This window comes from Lysobacter solisilvae (assembly GCF_016613535.2).
Lineage (GTDB): Bacteria > Pseudomonadota > Gammaproteobacteria > Xanthomonadales > Xanthomonadaceae > Agrilutibacter > Agrilutibacter solisilvae.
On the sequence record NZ_CP071518.1, the window covers coordinates 1,659,464 to 1,678,680 of the forward strand.

Annotated in this window: 20 protein-coding genes and 1 tRNA gene; 16 read left to right on the plus strand and 5 right to left on the minus strand. The window is 69.2% G+C overall.

Translation table 11 applies throughout. The features are described from left to right. The first annotated feature begins 81 nt into the window (after positions 1–81). From I8J32_RS07225 to I8J32_RS07240, 4 genes are read left to right on the plus strand one after another with little or no spacing between them, the layout of a single operon-like run. Positions 82–285: a hypothetical protein gene (locus I8J32_RS07225; protein ID WP_207526845.1), complete on the plus strand. Its 204-nt coding sequence runs from the start codon at positions 82–84 to the stop codon at positions 283–285. A gap of 10 nt (positions 286–295) precedes the next feature. After that, a complete protein-coding gene (trpC, locus tag I8J32_RS07230; RefSeq protein WP_200610171.1) occupies positions 296–1,087 on the plus strand; it encodes an indole-3-glycerol phosphate synthase TrpC in 792 nt (263 codons plus the stop codon). Continuing rightward, positions 1,084–1,815, plus strand: a complete 732-nt coding sequence (locus I8J32_RS07235) for a haloacid dehalogenase-like hydrolase (protein ID WP_200610173.1) — start codon at positions 1,084–1,086, stop codon at positions 1,813–1,815. Before trpC ends, I8J32_RS07235 begins: the two co-directional genes overlap by 4 nt. Positions 1,816–1,864: 49 nt before the next feature. Beyond that, complete coding sequence (locus I8J32_RS07240) at positions 1,865–2,713, plus strand: carboxylesterase family protein (RefSeq protein ID WP_200610174.1); 849 nt, start codon at positions 1,865–1,867, stop codon at positions 2,711–2,713. Positions 2,714–2,933: 220 nt separating this feature from the next. On the opposite strand, the gene I8J32_RS07245 is transcribed toward I8J32_RS07240, so the two are convergent. Together I8J32_RS07245 and crp are read right to left on the minus strand one after the other, a co-directional pair. Then, positions 2,934–3,395, minus strand: coding sequence for a GNAT family N-acetyltransferase (locus I8J32_RS07245; RefSeq protein WP_200610175.1), 462 nt, complete (start codon positions 3,393–3,395; stop codon positions 2,934–2,936). A gap of 14 nt (positions 3,396–3,409) precedes the next feature. Then, on the minus strand, positions 3,410–4,042 hold the full coding sequence (gene crp, locus I8J32_RS07250) for a cAMP-activated global transcriptional regulator CRP (RefSeq protein WP_245156495.1): 633 nt from the start codon (positions 4,040–4,042) through the stop codon (positions 3,410–3,412). A 295-nt stretch (positions 4,043–4,337) separates the two neighbouring features. On the opposite strand from crp, the gene speD reads away from it, so the two are divergent. Further along, positions 4,338–5,129 (plus strand): adenosylmethionine decarboxylase, encoded by a 792-nt coding sequence (speD, locus tag I8J32_RS07255; RefSeq protein WP_200610180.1) that lies wholly within the window; start codon positions 4,338–4,340, stop codon positions 5,127–5,129. A 655-nt stretch (positions 5,130–5,784) separates the two neighbouring features. Here speD and coq7 read toward each other — a convergent pair. Both coq7 and I8J32_RS17860 read right to left on the minus strand, forming a co-directional pair. Then, positions 5,785–6,429: a 2-polyprenyl-3-methyl-6-methoxy-1,4-benzoquinone monooxygenase gene (gene coq7 / locus I8J32_RS07260; protein ID WP_200610182.1), complete on the minus strand. Its 645-nt coding sequence runs from the start codon at positions 6,427–6,429 to the stop codon at positions 5,785–5,787. Between the two features lie 35 nt (positions 6,430–6,464). Then, the gene (locus tag I8J32_RS17860) at positions 6,465–7,691 is read right to left on the minus strand and encodes a (Fe-S)-binding protein (protein WP_200610184.1); all 1,227 of its coding nucleotides are present in this window, start codon (positions 7,689–7,691) and stop codon (positions 6,465–6,467) included. A 159-nt stretch (positions 7,692–7,850) separates the two neighbouring features. Between I8J32_RS17860 and rplM the strand changes: the two genes are divergently transcribed. From rplM to maiA, 5 genes are all read left to right on the plus strand, one after another. After that, positions 7,851–8,279, plus strand: coding sequence for a 50S ribosomal protein L13 (gene rplM, locus I8J32_RS07270; RefSeq protein WP_200610186.1), 429 nt, complete (start codon positions 7,851–7,853; stop codon positions 8,277–8,279). Between the two features lie 12 nt (positions 8,280–8,291). Continuing rightward, positions 8,292–8,684 carry a 30S ribosomal protein S9 gene (rpsI, locus tag I8J32_RS07275; protein ID WP_200610188.1) on the plus strand — a complete coding sequence of 131 codons (393 nt, stop codon included), beginning with the start codon at positions 8,292–8,294 and terminating at the stop codon, positions 8,682–8,684. Positions 8,685–8,717: 33 nt separating this feature from the next. Then, positions 8,718–8,792, plus strand: a tRNA-Gln gene (locus I8J32_RS07280). 258 nt (positions 8,793–9,050) lie between these two features. Beyond that, complete coding sequence (locus I8J32_RS07285) at positions 9,051–10,043, plus strand: fumarylacetoacetate hydrolase family protein (RefSeq protein ID WP_200610192.1); 993 nt, start codon at positions 9,051–9,053, stop codon at positions 10,041–10,043. Between the two features lie 118 nt (positions 10,044–10,161). Next, positions 10,162–10,821, plus strand: a complete 660-nt coding sequence (maiA, locus tag I8J32_RS07290; RefSeq protein WP_200610193.1) for a maleylacetoacetate isomerase — start codon at positions 10,162–10,164, stop codon at positions 10,819–10,821. A gap of 244 nt (positions 10,822–11,065) precedes the next feature. Here maiA and I8J32_RS07295 read toward each other — a convergent pair whose 3' ends face one another. Continuing rightward, positions 11,066–12,178, minus strand: coding sequence for a PilT/PilU family type 4a pilus ATPase (locus I8J32_RS07295; RefSeq protein ID WP_200610195.1), 1,113 nt, complete (start codon positions 12,176–12,178; stop codon positions 11,066–11,068). Between the two features lie 148 nt (positions 12,179–12,326). On the opposite strand from I8J32_RS07295, the gene I8J32_RS07300 reads away from it, so the two are divergent. From I8J32_RS07300 to I8J32_RS07325, 6 genes are all read left to right on the plus strand, one after another. Beyond that, positions 12,327–13,517, plus strand: a complete 1,191-nt coding sequence (locus tag I8J32_RS07300) for a DUF4398 domain-containing protein (RefSeq protein ID WP_207526847.1) — start codon at positions 12,327–12,329, stop codon at positions 13,515–13,517. Positions 13,518–13,885: 368 nt separating this feature from the next. Then, on the plus strand, positions 13,886–14,104 hold the full coding sequence (locus I8J32_RS07305; protein WP_200610199.1) for a YdcH family protein: 219 nt from the start codon (positions 13,886–13,888) through the stop codon (positions 14,102–14,104). Positions 14,105–14,407: 303 nt separating this feature from the next. Then, positions 14,408–15,784: a pyridoxal-phosphate dependent enzyme gene (locus I8J32_RS07310; protein WP_200610201.1), complete on the plus strand. Its 1,377-nt coding sequence runs from the start codon at positions 14,408–14,410 to the stop codon at positions 15,782–15,784. Between the two features lie 104 nt (positions 15,785–15,888). Then, positions 15,889–17,058, plus strand: a complete 1,170-nt coding sequence (locus tag I8J32_RS07315) for a trans-sulfuration enzyme family protein (protein WP_200610203.1) — start codon at positions 15,889–15,891, stop codon at positions 17,056–17,058. Positions 17,059–17,098: 40 nt separating this feature from the next. Continuing rightward, positions 17,099–17,887: an ABC transporter permease gene (locus I8J32_RS07320; protein WP_200610205.1), complete on the plus strand. Its 789-nt coding sequence runs from the start codon at positions 17,099–17,101 to the stop codon at positions 17,885–17,887. Positions 17,888–17,903: 16 nt separating this feature from the next. Beyond that, a complete protein-coding gene (locus tag I8J32_RS07325) occupies positions 17,904–19,145 on the plus strand; it encodes an ABC transporter ATP-binding protein (RefSeq protein WP_200610207.1) in 1,242 nt (413 codons plus the stop codon). Positions 19,146–19,217: the final 72 nt, after the last annotated feature.

The window sequence follows — 19,217 nt, forward strand, 5'->3', positions numbered from 1 at the left end:
ATGAAGAATGCCGCGCGTGCGGCCCGCGCAAATGAAGCCTCGACTTGAAGAATGCCGCGCAGGCGGCGCGTCCCCGCGGAAATGAAACCCCCTGATGGCAATGCCGCGCGGGCGGCCTGCGTCGACAAGCAGCGACGCTCGAAAAAATTCCCCGCCGCCGACCCAAACGAAGCCTCTCCACAGAACAATCCCGCACGGGCGGCCAACGCCGGCAAACAGCAGCGCTTCCCGCTTTCTCCGCAGATCGCGGCGACACCCGCTGCACCGGCCGCCGTCCGCCCCTAAAATCCCCACCATGACCGACATCCTCACCACCATCCTCGCGCGCAAGGCCGAGGAAATCGAACAGCGAAGCCGCGTGCGGCCCCTGTCGGAACTGCGTGACCGTGCGCGCAACCAGCCGGCCACGCGCGGGTTCGTGCGGTCGATGCGCGACCGGCTGGCTGCCGACCTGCCCGCGGTCATCGCCGAAGTGAAGAAGGCCAGCCCCTCCAAGGGCGTGATCCGGGCGGATTTCCGTCCCGCCGACATCGCCCGCAGCTACCAGGCCGGCGGCGCCGCCTGCCTGTCGGTGCTGACCGACGTCGACTTCTTCCAGGGCAGCAACCTGTTCCTCAGCGAGGCGCGCAACGCCTGCACGCTGCCGGTGATCCGCAAGGACTTCATCGTCGACCCCTACCAGGTCTACGAGGCGCGCATGATCGGCGCCGACTGCATCCTGCTCATCGTCGCGGCGCTGGAGGATGCCCAGATGATCGACCTGGCCAACCTGGCCGGCGAGCTGGGCATGGACGTGCTGGTCGAGGTCCACGACATCGACGAGCTCGAGCGCGCGCTGCAGACCGACTGCGAGCTGATCGGCATCAACAACCGCAACCTGCGCACGTTCCAGGTGTCGCTCGACACCACGCTGGAGATGCGCCAGGCCGTCCCGCCCGACCGCATTCTGGTAACCGAGAGCGGGATCACCTCGCGGCAGGACGTCATCCGCATGCGCGAGGCCGGCGTGCACGCCTTCCTCGTCGGCGAGAGCTTCATGCGCGAGCCCGACCCGGGCGCGGCCCTGCAGCGGATGTTCGGCGCGTGAGCGTCAAGGGCCGGCAGTATCCGAAGGCGCAGGCGGGCGCGCCGCTGGTCGTGTTCGATTTCGACCACACGCTGTACGACGGCGATTCGGGCTCGCACCTGTTCGCCTGGCTGATCCGGCGCTCCTGGTGGCGCCGCCTGCTGGCGCTGCTGATCGCCCCGGTGTTCGGGCCGATGGTGGCGTTCCTGCCGACCCGGCGCTTCGGCATCCGCGGCTTCATCTGGGTCGGCACGGTCGGTTTCCACCGTCCGCGCGACCTGGACGCACTGATCGACCGCTACGTCGCCCTGCACACCGAACAGATCCGCCAGCGCCTGCTGCCGCAGGCCATCGAGGTCCTGCACCGCCATCGCGAAGCCGGCGACCGCGTCGTCGTGGCCACCGGCGCGCCGCCGGAACTGGCGCGCGCGATCCTCGCCTTCGTCGCCCACGAGGACATGCCGGTGGTCGGCACGCAGGTCGGCCCCAGCCTGTTCGGCATCGGCGCCAAGCGCCACTGCCACCATGCGATGAAGATGACGATGCTGCGCGAGGCCGGCTTCTCCGACGAGATCGCCGTGGCCTATTCGGACAGCACCGCCGACCTGCCGCTGCTGCTGGCGGCACGGCGTGCGGTGGTCGTCAACCCGCAGCACCGCAACATCGAGATCTTCCGCCGCCGACTGCCGGCGGACACGGTGTACCTCAACTGGGGCTGCGCGAAGCGCGCCGGCGAGCCGGTCACCTGAGCGTCAGCGCCGTCGGCGCGGATCGCGGACACCATCACCGGAGACATTCATGCGGGTCAGTCGTGCATTGGCGGTGCTGTTGGCCGGCTCCGTCCTGGCGTTGGCGGGCGCCAACGCCGCTGCGCGGGACGTGGACGTTCGCCACGAGGCCTACGACGCCACGGCCAGGCCGCCCGTTGCGGACCCTGCCGTGGTGGCCCTCTTCGAGCCTGCCACGTTCGTGGGGTCGGAGGGCGTGCGACTGCCCTACCGCCTGATGGCGCCGGCGTCGGTGGCTCCGGGCCGGCGCTACCCGCTGGTGGTGCTGCTGCATGGCTCAGGTGCCATCGGCCAGGACAACGAACAGCAACTGGGCGCGGTCGCACGCGCGTGGGGCGAGCCGGCCCTGCGCAGGCGCTTTCCTGCCTACGTGCTCGCGCCCCAGGTGCCCGTGCGCAGTGCCGATTACCGCCCCGACCGCGACGGCTTGCCGGCGTCGATGCCCGGGGCATCGCTGCCGGCGGTGCTCGCGCTGATCGACCAGGTGGGCCAGCGCGCGGACGTCGACCCCGACCGAATCTACCTCGTCGGATTCTCCATGGGCGCCTCGGCCGCACTCGCTGCGCTGGTGGAAAGGCCGCGGCAGTTCGCCGCGGTGGTCGGCTTCGCGCCGGTGCCGCCGGCGCGCGAGCTCGCCGCGAGCGTGTCGCCGGTGCCGATGCTGCTGGTCCACGGCAGCGCCGACGAGGAAAACCCCTTCGCGGCCGACGAGGCGTGGGTGCGGGCCGTCACCGCCGCCGGCGGCCGCCCGCGGTTCATCGTGATCGACGGCATGGCGCACGAGTTTCCGCAGCAGATGCTGAGCAGGCGCGACTGGCGCACGTGGCTGTTTGGGCGGCGCAGGGCCGGTTCGCGCTAGGGCGGGGTGGTCGCGACGGAGCCCCCGCTGCTGGCATCGACCCGCCTAGGGGTTCGTAGCCCGGGGCTTTCAACAACGAAGCTGGTCAAGCGAAGCGCACCCGCGGGGTCTTGCGGGGCTACTGAATCTGGTCTCGTGGGCAAACCCGATTGTTTGCCATGCGCGGCGCGCGGCGGCGCGTTTGAGGGCTGCGCGGGAATTGCGTTCGCCCTGGCGCCCCTCAGTCGCCCAGCAGCTTGATGAAATGCCGCGAGCCTTCGATATACCCGCAGTCCAGGTAGAAGGCGTGGGCGCCTTCACGGCGCAGGTTGCTGGTCACTTCCAGGCGCACCGCGTGCGCCTTGCGCGCCACCGACTCGATCTCGCGCAGCAGCTGCCGGCCGATGCCGCGGCGCGCACAGTCGGGCGAGACCACCAGCGCCGTGATGCGGGCCAGGTCGGCGCCGCGGGTGATGGAGTAGCGCGAGTCCATGGCCACCAGGCCGCAGACCTTGCCGTCGATCTCGCCCAGCAGGAGCGAGGTGCGGGGGTCGTGCAGCACCCGGGAGATCCGCTCGGCCGCTTCCTCGCGCGTGCAGGGATAGCCCAGTTCGCCGAGCAGGGCGCCCACGTCGCTGGCGTCGCCCAGCTGCGCCGGGCGGATGCGCAGCGGCGTTTCGGGCGAACCGGCCAGCTGGGCCATGGGTCGGCTGGACCCTAGCGGGTGCCGTACAGGACGACGGTCTTGCCGCGGGCGTGCAGCTTGCCGTCCACCTGCAGCTTCTTCAGCACCCGGCCGGCCATTTCACGCGAGCAGCCCACCAGGCGCGAGAGCTCCTGGCGGGAGACGCGGATCTGCGTGCCCTGCGGATGGCTCATGGCCTCGGGTTCCTTCGCCAGGTCGTGCAGGGCGCGGACGATGCGGTCGGTGACGTCGAGGAAGGCCAGGCGGCCGGCCTTGCGGCTGGTGTCCAGCAGGCGGCGGGAGATCTGCGCGCCGATCTGGTACAGCAGCTTGGGGGCGTCGACCGACAGCCGGGTCAGCAGCAGGTCGTAGAAGCGCTCGTGGCCGATTTCCGCCAGTTCGCACGGGGTGCGGGTGCGCAGGACCACCTCGCGGTGGTCGCTTTCCACGAACAGGCCCAGCTCACCGATGAACTCGCCCGGGCCCAGGTAGCCCAGCACCAGCTCACGACCGTCGTCTTCCTCGGTGATGATGCTCACCGAACCGGAGATCAGGTAATAAATGGTGTTGGCCGGATCGCCGGGGCGGAAGACGTCGGTGCGCGAGGGGTAGCGGCGGCGGTGGCAATGCGCCAGGAAACGCTCGATGGTCGCGTTGTCGGGCATCAACGGGCTGTGGGTCTTGCGTAGTGCGATCACAGGGTCTACCAGGGATGCGGTCATCGACGGGACGGAAGTGCGGCAGGCGGCAGCATAGGGTCAAAGCCCGCGCATGGGCAAATAGTGCCGGATATTGCCCCGGTTCGTCAGGCGCTGACCTCCAGCGGCCAGCCGCGCCGCTTCACGGGGCCCTTCCCCGACCGCCCGCAGACTGGCCAGCGGGCCCCGGGGCCTGCGTTTGGCCCCCGGGGTCGATTGCCGCATAATCGCGGCCCTCCCGCCGCCCCACCTGGACACCGAAGTGGTCAAGCCGCTGCCGCGCCTGAAGCTCCAAGGTTTCAACAACCTCACCAAGGCGCTCTCGTTCAACATCTACGACGTGTGCTTCGCCGCCTCCGAGGATGAGCGCAAGCGCTACATCGAGTACATCGACGAGGCCTACAACGCTGATCGCCTGACCCAGATCCTGACCGATGTGGCGGACATCATCGGGGCGAACATCCTCAACATCGCCCGCCAGGACTACGACCCCCAGGGCGCCTCGGTGACGATCCTCATCTCCGAGCAGCCGGTGATCGACAAGGCCGACGCCAAGGGCGTGATCGCCGACGCGGTCGTGGCCCACATGGACAAGTCGCACATCACCGTCCACACCTACCCGGAAACCCATCCGGACAGCGGCATCGCCACCTTCCGCGCCGACATCGACGTGGCCACCTGCGGCGTGATTTCCCCGCTGAAGGCCCTGAACTACCTGATCGAGAGCCTGGAATCGGACATCGTGGTGATGGACTACCGGGTGCGCGGCTTCACCCGCGACATCAAGGGCCGCAAGCACTACATCGACCACAAGATCAACTCGATCCAGGACTACCTGGCCAAGAACATCAAGTCGCGCTACGAGATGCTCGACGTGAACGTCTACCAGGAAAACATCTTCCACACGAAGATGCACCTGAAGGAGTTCGACCTCGACACCTACCTGTTCGAGGAAAAGGCCAAGAACCTGTCGTTCAAGGAGCGCATGAAGATCGAAGCGCGCCTGAAGCGGGAGATCGAGGAGCTGTACCACGGGCGGAACCTGGTCGACTGACGCGCGCCAGGTGTATCGATGGCAGCCGCAGGCGTTCAACGCGCCGCGCTCTGATCGACCCCAAGGAAAAAGGCCGGCATAAGCCGGCCTTTTTTATGGCCGTCCCTCCGCCGCTTCCCGGGGCAGGGCAGGGCTGGGGTGGGGTGGGGTGGGGGAAGGAGGTCGCCCGGATTCCAATGTCCCTGCTACCTCCCCCGCTTCGCGGGGGGAGGGGCCAGATGCAGGCGGGGGAAGGATCCGGTCCGCCAAAAAGAGCCGCGGGCGCATGGCGACTGGTGCAACGGTTCGCCAAAAAGGCGCAACGGTTCGCCAAAAAGACCCGCGCGCGCATGCCGACTGGTGCAACGGTTCGCCAAAAAGACCCACGCGCGCATGCCGACGGGGGCGACGGTTCACCAAAAAGACCCACGCGAGGGTGCCGGCGGTGCGGCGGTCCACCAAAAGACCCAAGCGAGGTTGCCCACTGGTGCGGCGGTTCACCAAAAAGACCCGCGCGAGGGTGCCCACTGGTGCTGTAGTTCGCCAAAAAGACCCGGCGGAGGGCCGCGCGGGCGAACTGGAGGGCGCGCAATGCAGCCTGGCGAACGTGGATCCGGAAATCGCTGCGCGCTGCGGCGCGCTTGAATTTCGCCGCTACTACATCGTTGGCGGTGGCCTAGACCCGGTACGCCACCGTCTTCATCAGTTTCGACGCCAGGGCCATCACGGTCGGCACCGGCGGCGGCAGGCGGCGCGCGCCGCGGGCCCGGGCATGCTCGGCATGGCGGGCCTCGTCGGCCTTCATCACGCCCAGGATCGCGCGGCTGCGCATGTCGGCGGGGGGCAGGGTCTGCAGGTGCTCGTCCAGGTGCGCCTCGACCTGGCGCTCGGTCTCGACCACGAAACCCAGGTTCCAGCCGTCGCCGCGCAGTCCGGCGGCGAGGCCGATCGCGTAGCTGCCGGCGTACCACAGCGGGTTGAGCAGGCTGGGCCGGCTGTCGAGTTCGGCCAGGCGCTGCGCGCACCAGGCCAGGTGGTCGGTCTCTTCCTGCGCCGCCGCCATCAGGTGGGCACGGGTCTGCTCGTCGCGGGCCACGGCGGCCTGGCCGACGTAGAGCGCCTGGGCGCAGACCTCGCCGACATGGTTGATCCGCATCAGGCCCGCCGCGTGGCGACGCTCGGCGTCGTCGAGCACCACGTCGGGGGCGTCCGCGCCGGGGTTCGGGCGTTCCGCATGCGGTGCGCCGAAGACCGTGTCGAGGGCGTTCTGGATATCGGAGAGCCAGCGGTCGAGCGGGGTGAGGGTGCGGTTCGCGGTCATGGGGGGCAGTGTACGGAAGGGGTCGTTGCGGCGCGTCAGTGCGACGCGCCGGCGGCCAGCGCCGAGGCCAGGAATTCCAGCGGATGCAGCACGGGCGCAGCGCCTCCCCCGGCCAAGTGCAGGCGGCAGCCGATGTTCGCGCTGAGCAGCAACTGCGCGCCGCTGCGCGCGAACTGGTCCAGTAGCGGCGCCCGGTACTCCGCGGCGGTGGCCGGGTCGCGCAGCATCTGCAGGCCGGCGGCGCCGCAGCAGCCCAGGCCGGCGTCGAGTTCGACCACTTCCAGCTGCGGCACGTTCCGCAGCAGCCGGCGCAGGTCGTCGACCGAACCCACCACGTTGCGCTGCGTGCAGGGCAGGTGCAGCGCCACGCGCAGCGGGGTCGGCTGGAAGTCCAGGCGGTCCGCGCGGGCGGCAATCCAGGCGCTGGCGTCATGCACGCGCGGCGTCCCCGGCGTCGCCAGCGCCTGGGCGACCGCCTCGTGGCAGCCCGTCGCCAGGCTGAGGACCGTGGCCACGCCGTCGAAGGCCGCCCGGTTCGTTGCCTGCAGTGCCTGCGACGCGGGCACGTCGCCGGCATGCGCGTGCAGGCTGCCGCAGCAGGCCTGGCGGGGCACGCTGACCACGGCGACGTCCAGCGCCGCGCACAGCCGAGTGACCGCGCGCCGCAGGGGCGCTTCGTAGACGTCGGCGACGCAGCCGCTGAACAGGGCGACGCGCTCGCCGCCAGCCGGCGTCGGGTGCTGGTTCGAGGCCGGGGCGCGGTCCGCAGCCGGCGAACCGGGAGCCGGGGGCGGCCGGGCCAACAGGTGCAGCCGGGCCGGGAGCACGCCGTACAGCCGCTGGTAGGTCCGGAGCAGGCGGCGCAGCCACGCCGGCCGGGCAGCCAGGGCCAGGACGACGCGCTCGAGCCACCCCGGCGGCCGCCGGTCCCGCTGGCGCTGGCGCGCCAGGACCAGCAGGTGCCCGTATTCGACCCCGGCCGGGCAGACGGCCTCACAGCGGCGGCAGCCCAGGCACTGGTCCAGGTGGGTTTCGCCGGCGGGCGAGGGGGGGATGGTCTCCAGCGCCCAGGCCCGGGCCAAGGCGATCCGGCCCCGCGGGGACTCCGATTCCAGGGCGCTGCGGCCGTAGGTAGGGCAGCTGGGCAGGCATAATCCGCACTGCACGCAGCGGTCCGCCAGAGCCAGCAGGGCGTCCGGACGGCCCCCGTCGCGCGGTCCGGTGGAGCCGGCAGGGGCGGCGAGGGCGACCGGGGGCGACATGGCCGGCGATGCTAGCACGCGGGTTTTCCGGGCTTGCGCCGCTGAACGCAGCTGGCTATCATCCCGCTTCTTTCGTTCCACCTCCACAACGCGAGGCGAAGTTCCGCGGGCCGCCGGCCTGTGCAATCAGCCCGACCAGGTAACCCCAAGAACTCCGTCATGAATACTTTTACCGCCAAGAACGAGACCGTCCAGCGCGACTGGTACATCGTTGACGCCGAAGGCAAGACCCTCGGCCGCCTGTGCACCGAACTCGCGCGCCGTCTGCGCGGCAAGCACAAGCCCGTCTACACCCCTCACGTCGACACCGGCGATTACCTGGTGGTGATCAATGCCGAGAAGATCGTGGTCACCGGCAAGAAGCTGACGGACAAGATGTACTACCGGTTCACCGGTTACATCGGCAACCTGAAGTCCGAAACCCTGGGCCAGGCGCTTGAGCGCCACCCCGAGCGCGTCATCGAGATCGCCGTGAAGGGCATGCTGCCCAAGAACACGCTGGGTCGCGCGATGTACCGCAAGCTCAAGGTCTACAAGGGCTCCGAACATCCGCACGCCGCGCAGCAGCCGCAGCCGCTCGACTTCTAAGGCATCCAGCACATGGCACTCCAGCAGAATTACGGCACCGGCCGTCGCAAGTCCTCCACCGCCCGCGTGTTCCTGCGCAAGGGCGATGGCAAGATCACCATCAACCAGCGTCCGATCGACGAGTTCTTCGGTCGCGAGACCGCGCGCATGATCGTGCGCCAGCCGCTCGAGCTGACCAAGTCGACCGACAAGTTCGACGTCGTCGTCACCGTCGCCGGCGGCGGCATCACCGGCCAGGCCGGTGCGATCCGCCTGGGCATCTCGCGCGCGCTGGTCGAGTATGATGAAAGCCTGAAGAACGAGCTTCGCAAGGCCGGCTTCATGACCCGCGACGCCCGCGAAGTCGAGCGCAAGAAGGTCGGTCTGCACAAGGCACGTCGTGCCACCCAGTTCTCGAAGCGCTAATATTCGAGACTGTAGTTTCAAGCCAGTTTCCACAGCCCCGTCGCCAAGCGGTAAGGCACCTGACTCTGACTCAGGCATTCGGTGGTTCGAATCCATCCGGGGCTGCCAGCTTCAACAAGAAACCCGCCGAAAGGCGGGTTTTTTGTTGCCAGCGCCACGGCCGCGGCTGTGCGCCGGCGAGCCGGGCTGGGGGCGGCCGGTCGCGGCGGGCCCGACGCAAAGCCGTTCCGCGGCAGGTCCGCAACGCACCCCGACGCCGCGTCCCTTACATTTCCCCTTCCGCGACGGCGCCGCCGTTCCCCGTCTCCCTGCAATTAATTACAATTGCAACTATCGCGCCCCGGCGCTGGATCCCCTGGAGTTCCCATGAAGCTCGGTTCCCTGAAGGAAGGCGGCCGCGACGGCACCCTGATCGTGGTGTCGCGCGACCTGACCCGCGCGGTGCGGGCGACCGGCATCGCCGATACCCTGCAGCGCGCGCTGGAGGACTGGTCGAACGTCGCGCCCCGGCTCAACGCCCTGTCCGAATCGCTCAATGCCGGCCAGGCCGCCGATGCGTTCGACGTCGACATGGCCGCGCTCGCCGCGCCGCTGCCGCGCGCCTATGAGTTCGTCGACGGCAGCGCCTACCTGCCGCACGTCGAGCGAGTGCGCCGCGCCCGTGGCGCGGAAGTGCCCGAGAGCTTCTATGTCGATCCGCTGATGTACCAGGCGGTGAGCGCCGGCTTCTACGGCCCGCGCGACCCGGTGCGCGTGGTCAGCGAGGACTACGGCATCGACCTGGAGGCCGAAGTCGTCATCGTCACCGACGACGTGCCCATGGCCGTCACGCCCGAGGCCGCGGCCGCGCATATCCAGCTGGTCGGCCTGGTCAACGACGTGTCGCTGCGCAACCTGATCCCCAACGAGCTGGCCAAGGGCTTCGGCTTCCTGCAGTCCAAGCCGCGTTCGGCGCTCAGCCCGGTCTTCGTCACCCCCGACGAGCTGGGCGAGGCCTGGCAGGACAGCAAGGTGCACCTGCCGCTGGTGACGCACATCAACGGCGCCTGGTTCGGCGCGCCGGAGGCGGGCGTGGACATGCAGTTCAGCTTCGCCGACCTGGTCGCGCACGCGGCCAAGACCCGTCCGTTGTCGGCCGGCACGATCGTGGGATCGGGCACGGTGGCCAACGAGGACACCTCGCTCGGTGCTTCCTGCTTCGCCGAGCGCCGCACCGTGGAGACCCTGGAGACGGGCAAGCCGGTCACGCCCTTCATGTCCTTCGGCGACACCGTGCGCATCGAAATGCGGACCCGCGAGGGCCAGGACATCTTCGGCGCCATCGAGCAGCGCATCGTCCGCGAGGCCGCCGGCGCCTGACCGGCGGCGGCGCCACGCCGGCGAAGGGGATTCCCCCCGGAGCCCGCGGCCCGCTAAGGTGCGAGCAGCGCAATGCGGACCTGCCGCCGGCAGGTCCGGGAATGTTCGGTGGGGCACCATGACCGATCAAATCACGCTGTACTCCTACTGGCGGTCCAGCGCCGCCTACCGCGTGCGCATCGGCCTGAACCTGAAAGGCCTGCGCTACGAGATCCAGCCCGTGCACCTGCTGCGCGACGGCGGCGAGCAGCACACCCCGGCCTTCCGCAAGACCAACCCGCAGGGGCTGGTGCCGGTGCTGGAGCACGGCAACCGCCAGCTGCGGCAGTCCCTGGCGATCCTGGAATACCTCGACGAGACCTGGCCCGACCGGCCGCTGTTGCCGGCCACCGCGCGCGCACGCCAGCGCGCCCGCGCCATCGCGCAGGCGATCGCCTGCGACGTGCATCCGCTCAACAACCTGCGCGTGCTGAAGTACTTCGAGCACGAGTGGCACGTGCCCCAGCCCGAACGCGACACCTGGGTGAAGCACTGGATCAATGAAGGCTTCGCCGCGATCGAGGAAATGCTCGGCGGCCACCTGTCCACCGGCCAGTACTGCGAAGGCGAGGCCCCGACCATCGCCGACTGCTGCCTGGTGCCGCAGGTCTACAACGCACGCCGCTTCGGCGTGGACATCGCGGCCTATCCGACCATCGCGCGCATCGAGCAGGCCTGCCTGGCACTGGCGGCCTTCGACCTGGCGCGCCCGGAACGCCAGCCGGACCGGCCGGAGTAGACAGCTCCTTCCCCCGCTGGGCGGGGGAAGGTTGGGATGGGGGCCGACGGTCGCCGCGTCCTCAACCCAGCCACGGCCTGCTTGTTGGCCGCTGCACAAGATCAAATGCACTTGCCCGGGGAAGGTTGGGGGGCGGCACGCCAAGTCCCTCCCGCGACGCAGGCCAGGAAGCGGATGTCCAGAAAGCAGAACGCCCGGGTTTCCCCGGGCGTTCCCATAAGCAGGCTGCGAGATGCGCGGCGCTTCAGCCGCCCGAGCTGGCGAACACGTCCGCGTAGGGATCGTGCTCGCCGGTACCGCCCTCGGACAGGCGGAACTTGAGGTCCAGGCCGTCGCGCGAATCGGCCGCGCGCAGTGCTTCCTCGCGCTCGATGCGGCCTTCCTTGTACAGGCGGAACAGGCACTGGTCGAAGCTCTCCATGCCTTCCTGCAGCGAGCCTTCCATCGCCGGCTTGATCTCGTGGACCTGGCCGCGGCGCATGAGGTCGCGGATCATCGGCGTGTTGATCAGCACTTCGGTCGCCGGCAGGCGGCGGCCGTCGACGCCCACGACCAGGCGCTGGGAGATCACCGCGCGCAGGTTCAGCGCGAGGTTCATCAGCACGTTCTTGTGCGCCGACTCGTGGAAGAAGTTGAGGATGCGCTCGAGCGTCTGGTCGGCGTTGTTGGAGTGCAGCGTCGCCAGGCACAGGTGGCCGGTCTCGGCGAAGGCGATGGCTGCCTCCATCGTGGTGGCGTCGAGGATTTCGCCGATCAGGATGACGTCCGGCGCCTCGCGCATCGCGTTCTTGAGCGCGTTGTGGAAGGCGTGGGTATCCAGGCCGACTTCGCGCTGGTTGACGATCGACTTCTTGTGCTTGTGCAGGTACTCGATCGGATCCTCGATGGTGAGGATGTGGCCCGAGGTGTTCGAGTTGCGGTGGTCGATCATCGAGGCCAGCGTGGTCGACTTGCCCGAACCGGTGGAGCCGACGATCAGCACCAGGCCGCGCGGGGCCATGATGATGTCCTTGAGCACCTGCGGCAGCTGCAGCTCTTCGATGGACGGGATCACGCTGCGGATCGCGCGGATCACCATGCCCACTTCGCCGCGCTGCTTGAACACGTTGACGCGGAACCGGCCGGCCTCGGCCAGCGCCAGGGCCATGTTGAGCTCCAGGTCGCGTTCGAAGATCGGGACCTGGCCCTCGTCCATCAGCGAATAGGCGATCTTCTTGACCATGCCGGCCGGCAGGCCGGTGTTGCCCAGCGGATAAAGCTTGCCTTCCACCTTGATGTATACCGGCGCGCCCGTCGTCAGGAACATGTCCGACGCGTTCTTTTCCGTCATCAGCTTCAGAAAGTAGCCGATGTCCATATGCACAACCCCTTCATTCGACTTGGGCGCACCGTTGCAAGGGCGCCGCGAGCATGACGACAATGGCCGCGGACGAAGTTACACCCAACCCCGTCACCACGGCATCCCCCTAATGAATGCAAGCTTCGCACACTTCAGATACCTGTCGGTGGCACTGGTTCTCTGTTCGGCCCTGAGCGGCTGTGCGAGCCTGCCGCCTCCCACCGGCGAGATGGCGGCCGCCCAGCAGGCCGTCAGCCGCGCCGACAACGCCGACGCGGACCAGTACGCCCCGCAGCAACTGCAGGCCGCGCGCAACGAACTGGCCCAGGCCCAGGCGGCCATGGCGGCCGGGGACGACGACGAGGCGCGGCGGCTTGCCGCGCTTGCATCGGCCGATGCCGACCTGGCCCTCGCCCGCAGCCGCGCGGCGCAGACCCGTTCGGAGGCGGACCAGCGCCTGGACGAGATCGACCGGCTTCGCCAGCGCCTGCGGATGGAGGCCGAACCGCACCGTCCGATCGCCCTGGAGGCCGGCGCGGCCGGGGGCGACTACGCCGCCCGGCTGGCCGCCATCGGTGCCGACCCGCAACTGGCGAGCCATGCGGCCTACGAGCGCCTGCAGGCCCAGCAGGCCGTCGACGCCCTGGCCGTCGCCCGCAGCCGGCAACGCGCGGACGCCGACGCGCTGGCCGCCCGCCGGGTCGAGATCGCCGAACTGAGCGCCCGGGTGGAGGCGTCCCGGCGGGCGATCGACCAGCTCGATCGCGAGCGTTCCGAGCTGCTGGTCGAGGCGAGCCGGCGTGATGCCGAAGCGGCCCGCGCCGAGGCCGAGCGGCTGCGCGTCGAAGCGCAGATCCAGGCCGAGGAGGCGCAGCGCCTGCGCGAGCAGGCCGCCATGGATGCCGCCGCGATGCAGGACGTGGAAGCGGCCATCGCCGGTGCCAGCGACGCCCAGACGTCCAAGCTGCGCGCCGCCCGCGAACGCGAGGCCAAGCTGGCCCGCGAGGAAGCCGAGCTCGTCGCCGGCGGCAAGCTGCCGCCCTCGCGCTGGGACAACCGCGGCGAAGTCTTCACCCTGAGCGCGGACGCCTTCGCCGCAGGCACGGCCACGCTGAGCCAGCGCGGCCAGGCGAGCCTGCGCACGCTGGCGGCCTACCTGGCGGCCGGCGCCGGCAGCGCCGTCCGGATCGAGGGGGGTCGACAGCAGCGCCAGCCTGGCCCAGAAGCGCGTGGAGGCCGTGCGCGACGCCCTCGTGGCGGCCGGTGCGCAGCGCCAGCAGGTCCGCGCCGCGGTCGGCGCGGCCGGCAAATCCAAGCCGCGGGTCGAGGTCGTCCTTTCGGCGAAATAGGTTCATGAATCAATGAGTTACGGCTGGCTTCGCGGCCATCCGTGACGCACTTGCCACTTGTCTGCTGCCGCTTGTGATGCCCGGTAGGGAGGAGTAGGGTCAAATGACCGGCGGCCCGACCGCCCGGCCATGAGACCGGCCCATGACGTTGAGCGTCCCGTCCCAGGATCCCGCCGCCGCAAGCCAGGTTGCAGCGGGCCTGCGCGAAGCGGGTCCGCTGACGGTATCGCCGGTTGCATCCACCGCACACGCAACGCCCCGGTCTCGCGGCCGGGGCGTTTTTTGCGTCCGGGCCCACCCCAAGGGGCCCAACGTAGGTCGTAGGCAACACCCGCAGAAGACCCGCGGTACCAAGGCAATCGCTGAGGAGGCACACATGTTCGAAGAACAACCGCAGCAGCAGATCGAGGCGCTGATCCGTTCCAACCCGGAATTCCGTCAGCTCTATCAGCGCCACCGCGATCTGGACAAGAGGGTGATGGACGCAGAACTGGGCGTACTGCCGATCGACGATATGACCCTCGGCCAGATGAAGCGCGAGAAGCTTGCAGCGAAGGACCGTCTGATCCGCCTGTACGACTCGGAAACCCATTGATGCTGACCCGATGCGGGCGCGGCTGGCGGCATTGGCCGCGCCGCCCCGCAGCCCCGGGGCCGCTCCAGTAGAGCGGACCCGTCGCGCCGCCGCCGCAGGGCGGGGCGCTCCCGCCTCCTCGACGCGGGCGGCGGCGGCCTTCCTCGTCGGAACGCCGCCGCCCGCGCTGGAGGTTTTCCGCGGTCCCTGCCGCCGCGCCGGGTGCGACCGGGGCTTCGCGCCCGCCGTCAAGCCTGCCGCCACCCCGCGGCCCCCCGCTAGAATCCGGCGACCGCCACGACTGCGTGGCCCGAAGCCGATCCCATGCCCATCCATGACTCCGTACTGGAACTGATCGGCGCCACGCCGATCATCAAGGCCCGCCGACTCGATACCGGCCCCTGCGAGCTGTACTTCAAGCTCGAATCGCAGAACCCCGGCGGCTCGGTCAAGGACCGCATCGGGCTGTCGATGATCGAGGGCGCGGAGCGGGCCGGGAAGATCAAGCCGGGCGACACGCTGGTGGAAGGCACCGCCGGCAACACCGGCATCGGCCTGGCGCTGGTCGCGCAGCAGAAGGGTTACAAGCTGATCCTGGTGGTCCCGGACAAGATGAGCCGGGAAAAGATCTTCAACCTCAAGGCGATGGGCGCCCGCGTCGTGCTGACCCGGTCGGACGTGGCCAAGGGCCATCCGGACTACTACCAGGACATGGCCGAGCGCATCGCCCGCGAAACCCCGGGCGCGTACTTCATCAACCAGTTCGGCAATCCCGACAACCCGGCCGCCCACGAGTTCGGCACCGGGCCGGAGATCCTGGAGCAGATGGCGCAGGTCGGCGGCCTGGACGCGCTGGTGTTCGGCTGCGGCAGTTCCGGGACGATGACGGGCCTGTCGCGCTGCTTCGAGCAGCACTCGCCGCACACCGAACTGATCCTGGCCGACCCGGTCGGCTCGATCCTCGAGGAATACATCAACCGCGGCACGTTGAGCGACAAGTCGGCCAGCTGGATGGTCGAGGGCATCGGTGAGGACTTCCTGCCGCCGATCTCCGATTTCAGCCGGGTGAAGAAGGCCTACGCCATCCCGGACAAGGAGAGCTTCCTCACCGCGCGCCAGCTGCTGGAGAAGGAAGGCATCCTGGGCGGTTCTTCCACCGGCACGCTGCTGGCGGCCGCGCTGCGCTACTGCCGCGAGCAGACCACGCCGAAGAAGGTGCTGACGCTGGTGTGCGATACCGGCAACAAGTACATGTCCAAGATGTACAACGACTTCTGGATGCTGGACAACGGCTTCCTGGAGCGCGAACCCACCGGCGACCTGCGCGACCTGATCCTGCGCCCGTTCTCCAAGCGCGACACGGTGGTGGTGGGCCCGGCGGACCTGCTGATCACCGCCTGGCAGCGCATGAAGCTGTACGACGTCAGCCAGCTGCCGGTGATGGACGGCGAGCACATCGTCGGCATCGTCGACGAGAGCGACGTGCTGCTGCATGTCTACGGCGACGAGGCGCGCTTCCGCGACCCGGTGTCCACCGCCATGGTCAGCAAACTCGACAAGCTCGATGTGCACGCCCCGATCGAATCGCTGCTGCCCGTGTTCGACCGCGGCCACGTGGCGATCGTGATGGAAGCCGACCGGTTCGTGGGGCTGATCACCCGGATCGACCTGCTGAACTTCCTGCGCCGCCGCGTGCAGTAGGGCGGGCGGCCCCCGGGGCGCGGCCCCTCACACTCCTCCAACAGGCGCCCGGCGGGCGGGTGGTAGACTCCGCCGCCGTGCGTGAAATCAACCGGATGCAGGCAATGAGCGACGAAAAGATGGGCGCGAAGCCCGGACTGGGCACCCTGGCCATCCACGGCGGGCAGTCGCCCGATCCCAGCACCGGCGCGGTGATGACCCCCATCTACGCGACCTCGACCTACGCCCAGTCCAGCCCGGGCGAGCACCAGGGCTTCGAGTATTCGCGCAGCCACAACCCGACCCGGTTCGCCTACGAGCGCTGCGTCGCCGCGCTGGAAGGCGGCACGCAGGGCTACGCGTTCGCCTCCGGCCTGGCGGCCACCTCCACCGTGCTGGAGATGCTGGACAGCGGCAGCCACGTCATCGCGATGGACGACGTGTACGGCGGCACCTACCGCTTGTTCGAGCGCGTGCGCCGGCGTTCGGCGGGGCTGGACTTCAGCTGGGTCGACCTGAGCGACGAGGCCGCCTTCGAGGCCGCCATCCGGCCGAACACGAAGCTCGTCTGGATCGAAACCCCGACCAACCCGCTGCTCAAGCTGGTGGACATCGAAAAGATCGCGCAGATCGCCCGCAGGCATGGCCTGATCGTCGCGGTCGACAACACCTTCAGCTCGCCGATCCTGCAGCGCCCGCTGGAACTGGGTGCACACCTGGTGATGCACTCGGCGACCAAGTACCTCAACGGCCACTCCGACATGGTGGGCGGCATGGTGGTGGTGGGCGAGGACGCGCACATCGCCGAACAGATGACCTTCCTGCAGAACGCGATCGGCGGCGTGCAGGGCCCGTTCGACAGCTTCCTGGCCCTGCGCGGCCTGAAGACGCTGCACCTGCGCATGAAGGCGCACTGCGAGAACGCGCTGGCGCTGGCGCAGTGGCTGGAAAAGCACCCCTCGATCGAGAAGGTCATCTACCCCGGCCTCGCCTCGCATCCGCAGTACCAGCTCGCCCAGCGGCAGATGAGCGGCGGCGGCGGCATGATCAGCATCTTCGTCAAGGGCGGCCTGGAAGGCGCACGCCGGATGATGGAGCGCTGCCACCTGTTCACCATCGCCGAATCGCTCGGCGGCGTGGAGAGCCTGGTGAACCACCCCGCGATCATGACCCACGCCTCGATCCCGGCCGAGCGCCGCGCGCAGCTGGGCGTCACCGACAACCTGGTGCGCCTGAGCGTGGGCGTGGAAGCCCTGGACGACCTGCAGGCGGAACTGGCCGAGGCGCTGGCTTGATGCCCAGCGCCCGGCGCGGCCAGGCGACGGAGACCGACCGGTGAGATCGCTGCTGGCCGACCTGGTGGGCAGCCTGCGCAACCCGGAATTCTGGGCGCTGTCGACCTGGCTCGACATCGTCGTGCGCTACCGCCAGTCGCGCCTGGGCGTGGCCTGGCTGCTGGCGCCGCCGGCCATCTACGTCTGGGGCCTGGGCGCGTTCTTCGCCACCATGCAGGGCGCGCAGCTGAACCGTTTCGCCGCGCACGTGGGCCTGGGCTACGCGATGTTCCGCACCATCAACAGCGTCATCGTCGAATCGACGGTGGCCTTCGCCGCGTCCAGTGCGTTCATCCTGGACGGCCACCTGCGGCTGACCGACTTCGCCCTGCGCGTGGTGGCCAAGGCGCTGTTCTATTTCTGCATGGCGCTGCCGATCATCGGCATCGCGCTGGCGATCTTCCCCGACCTGCACTGGGACGGCATGGCGATGGCCCTGCTCTGGTTCCCGGTGATCGTGCTCAATGCGATGTGGATCGCGGTGGTGTTCGGGATGATCGGCGCGCGCTTCCCCGACCTCAGCCAGTTCATCAACAACATCTTCATCTTCGCGTTCCTGTTCACACCGATCATCTGGTACGCCGACTCCATGCCGGCCGGCAGCCTGCGCGGGGCGGTCATGCGCCTGAACCCGCTGTTCCACATGGTCGAAGTGGTGCGCGCGCCGATCCTGGGCGAGATGATCGAGCCGTTCACCTACTACTACCTGATCGCGATGACGGTCGCGGGCTGGGCGGTCGCCGCGCTGCTGTACCGCCGTTACGCGCGCTTCGTGCCGCTGTGGATCTGACCGGGACGGCATCGGCATGAACATCGATTCCAAGAGCTCCGCGTCCGGCGACATCGAGTCCACGACCCCCGCGTCGGGCGTCGTCCATTCCAGGAGCGGCGTCGGGTCCACCGGCCCGGTCTCGATCAAGGTCGAGCGGCTGGCGCTGTCGGTGCCCATCTACCTGCAGCGCGAGCGCAAGGCCCGTGGTTGGGCCGGCATGTTCCTGGGAGCGGCCCTCGACCCGCCCCGCCGCGAACTGGTGAAGCTGCTCGACAACGTCACCTTCCACGCCCACGAGGGCGACCGCGTCGCCATCCTGGGGCGCAACGGCGCCGGCAAGTCCACCCTGCTGCGCGTGCTCAACGGCGTCTACGCCCCCACCAGCGGCACGGTGCAGGTGCGCGGCAGCTGCCAGGCCCTGCTGAACATGTCGCTGGGGTTCAACGGCGAGGCGACGGTGCGCGAGAACATCTTCCTGCGCGGCACCGCGATGGGGATGAAGGGGGTCGACCTGCGCGACCACATCGACCCGATCCTGGAGTTCTCCGGCCTGCGCGAGAAGTCCAACCACCGCCTGCGCACGCTCTCCGCCGGCCAGAAGATGCGCCTGGGTTTCGCCATTTCCACCTCGTTCCAGCACGACGTGATCCTGATGGACGAATGGGTCGGCGCGGGCGACGCGGACTTCATGACCAAGGCCACCGAGCGCATGCAGAGCCGGGTGAACGGCAGCAAGATCGTGATGCTGGCCAGCCACAGCGCGCAGCTGCTGCGCGAGGTCTGCAACAAGGGCATCGTGCTCGAGCGCGGGCGGCTGGTGTACGGCGGCGACATCGTGTCGGCGCTGAAGTACTACCACGAGCTGCTGGCCGGACTGCGCGTGGCGCCGGAGGAGACGCCGGTCGAACTGGGCGAGGTCTCGGGCAACGCCTACGGGTTCGTCGACGAGATCCGGGTCGAGGACGGCGCCGTCCACGTGCGGGGCTGGAGCGTGAGCGCCATCGGCGAGCCGCTGACCGGCCTGGTGATGCTGGTCGCCGGCGCGCGCCACCCGGTCGCCGCGGTGGAACGTTACCGCCGGCCGGACGTGGTCGACCACATGGGCCTGACCGACGACGAGTGCGGGTTCCGGGCCCGCTTCGACCTGCCGCTGGTGCGCAGCCTGGCCGACCTCGGGCCGGACGTGCAGCTGATGGTGGGCGAGAACGTCCACCAGGCCTACGATCCCCTGCGGCTGGCCGACGATGTCATCGCCGCTTTACAGACCGCAGGCTAGTCTCCGGCGGTTTTGCCACGCCGCCGGACCGGTCGGGCTGACGGGCGCCCCGGCCCCGTGGCAAAGTCACCC

Coding starts and splice junctions, on each gene's coding strand:
- coq7 (WP_200610182.1), bottom strand. CDS start 6,429: ATGACCGCGAACCGCACCCTCACCCCGCTCGACCGCTGGCTCTCCGAT.
- I8J32_RS07245 (WP_200610175.1), bottom strand. CDS start 3,395: ATGGCCCAGCTGGCCGGTTCGCCCGAAACGCCGCTGCGCATCCGCCCG.
- rpsI (WP_200610188.1), top strand. CDS start 8,292: ATGGCACTCCAGCAGAATTACGGCACCGGCCGTCGCAAGTCCTCCACC.
- I8J32_RS07295 (WP_200610195.1), bottom strand. CDS start 12,178: ATGGACATCGGCTACTTTCTGAAGCTGATGACGGAAAAGAACGCGTCG.
- I8J32_RS07315 (WP_200610203.1), top strand. CDS start 15,889: ATGAGCGACGAAAAGATGGGCGCGAAGCCCGGACTGGGCACCCTGGCC.
- maiA (WP_200610193.1), top strand. CDS start 10,162: ATGACCGATCAAATCACGCTGTACTCCTACTGGCGGTCCAGCGCCGCC.
- crp (WP_245156495.1), bottom strand. CDS start 4,042: ATGCCCGACAACGCGACCATCGAGCGTTTCCTGGCGCATTGCCACCGC.
- I8J32_RS07305 (WP_200610199.1), top strand. CDS start 13,886: ATGTTCGAAGAACAACCGCAGCAGCAGATCGAGGCGCTGATCCGTTCC.
- trpC (WP_200610171.1), top strand. CDS start 296: ATGACCGACATCCTCACCACCATCCTCGCGCGCAAGGCCGAGGAAATC.
- I8J32_RS07310 (WP_200610201.1), top strand. CDS start 14,408: ATGCCCATCCATGACTCCGTACTGGAACTGATCGGCGCCACGCCGATC.
- I8J32_RS07225 (WP_207526845.1), top strand. CDS start 82: ATGAAACCCCCTGATGGCAATGCCGCGCGGGCGGCCTGCGTCGACAAG.
- rplM (WP_200610186.1), top strand. CDS start 7,851: ATGAATACTTTTACCGCCAAGAACGAGACCGTCCAGCGCGACTGGTAC.
- I8J32_RS07240 (WP_200610174.1), top strand. CDS start 1,865: ATGCGGGTCAGTCGTGCATTGGCGGTGCTGTTGGCCGGCTCCGTCCTG.
- I8J32_RS17860 (WP_200610184.1), bottom strand. CDS start 7,691: ATGTCGCCCCCGGTCGCCCTCGCCGCCCCTGCCGGCTCCACCGGACCG.
- I8J32_RS07325 (WP_200610207.1), top strand. CDS start 17,904: ATGAACATCGATTCCAAGAGCTCCGCGTCCGGCGACATCGAGTCCACG.
- I8J32_RS07285 (WP_200610192.1), top strand. CDS start 9,051: ATGAAGCTCGGTTCCCTGAAGGAAGGCGGCCGCGACGGCACCCTGATC.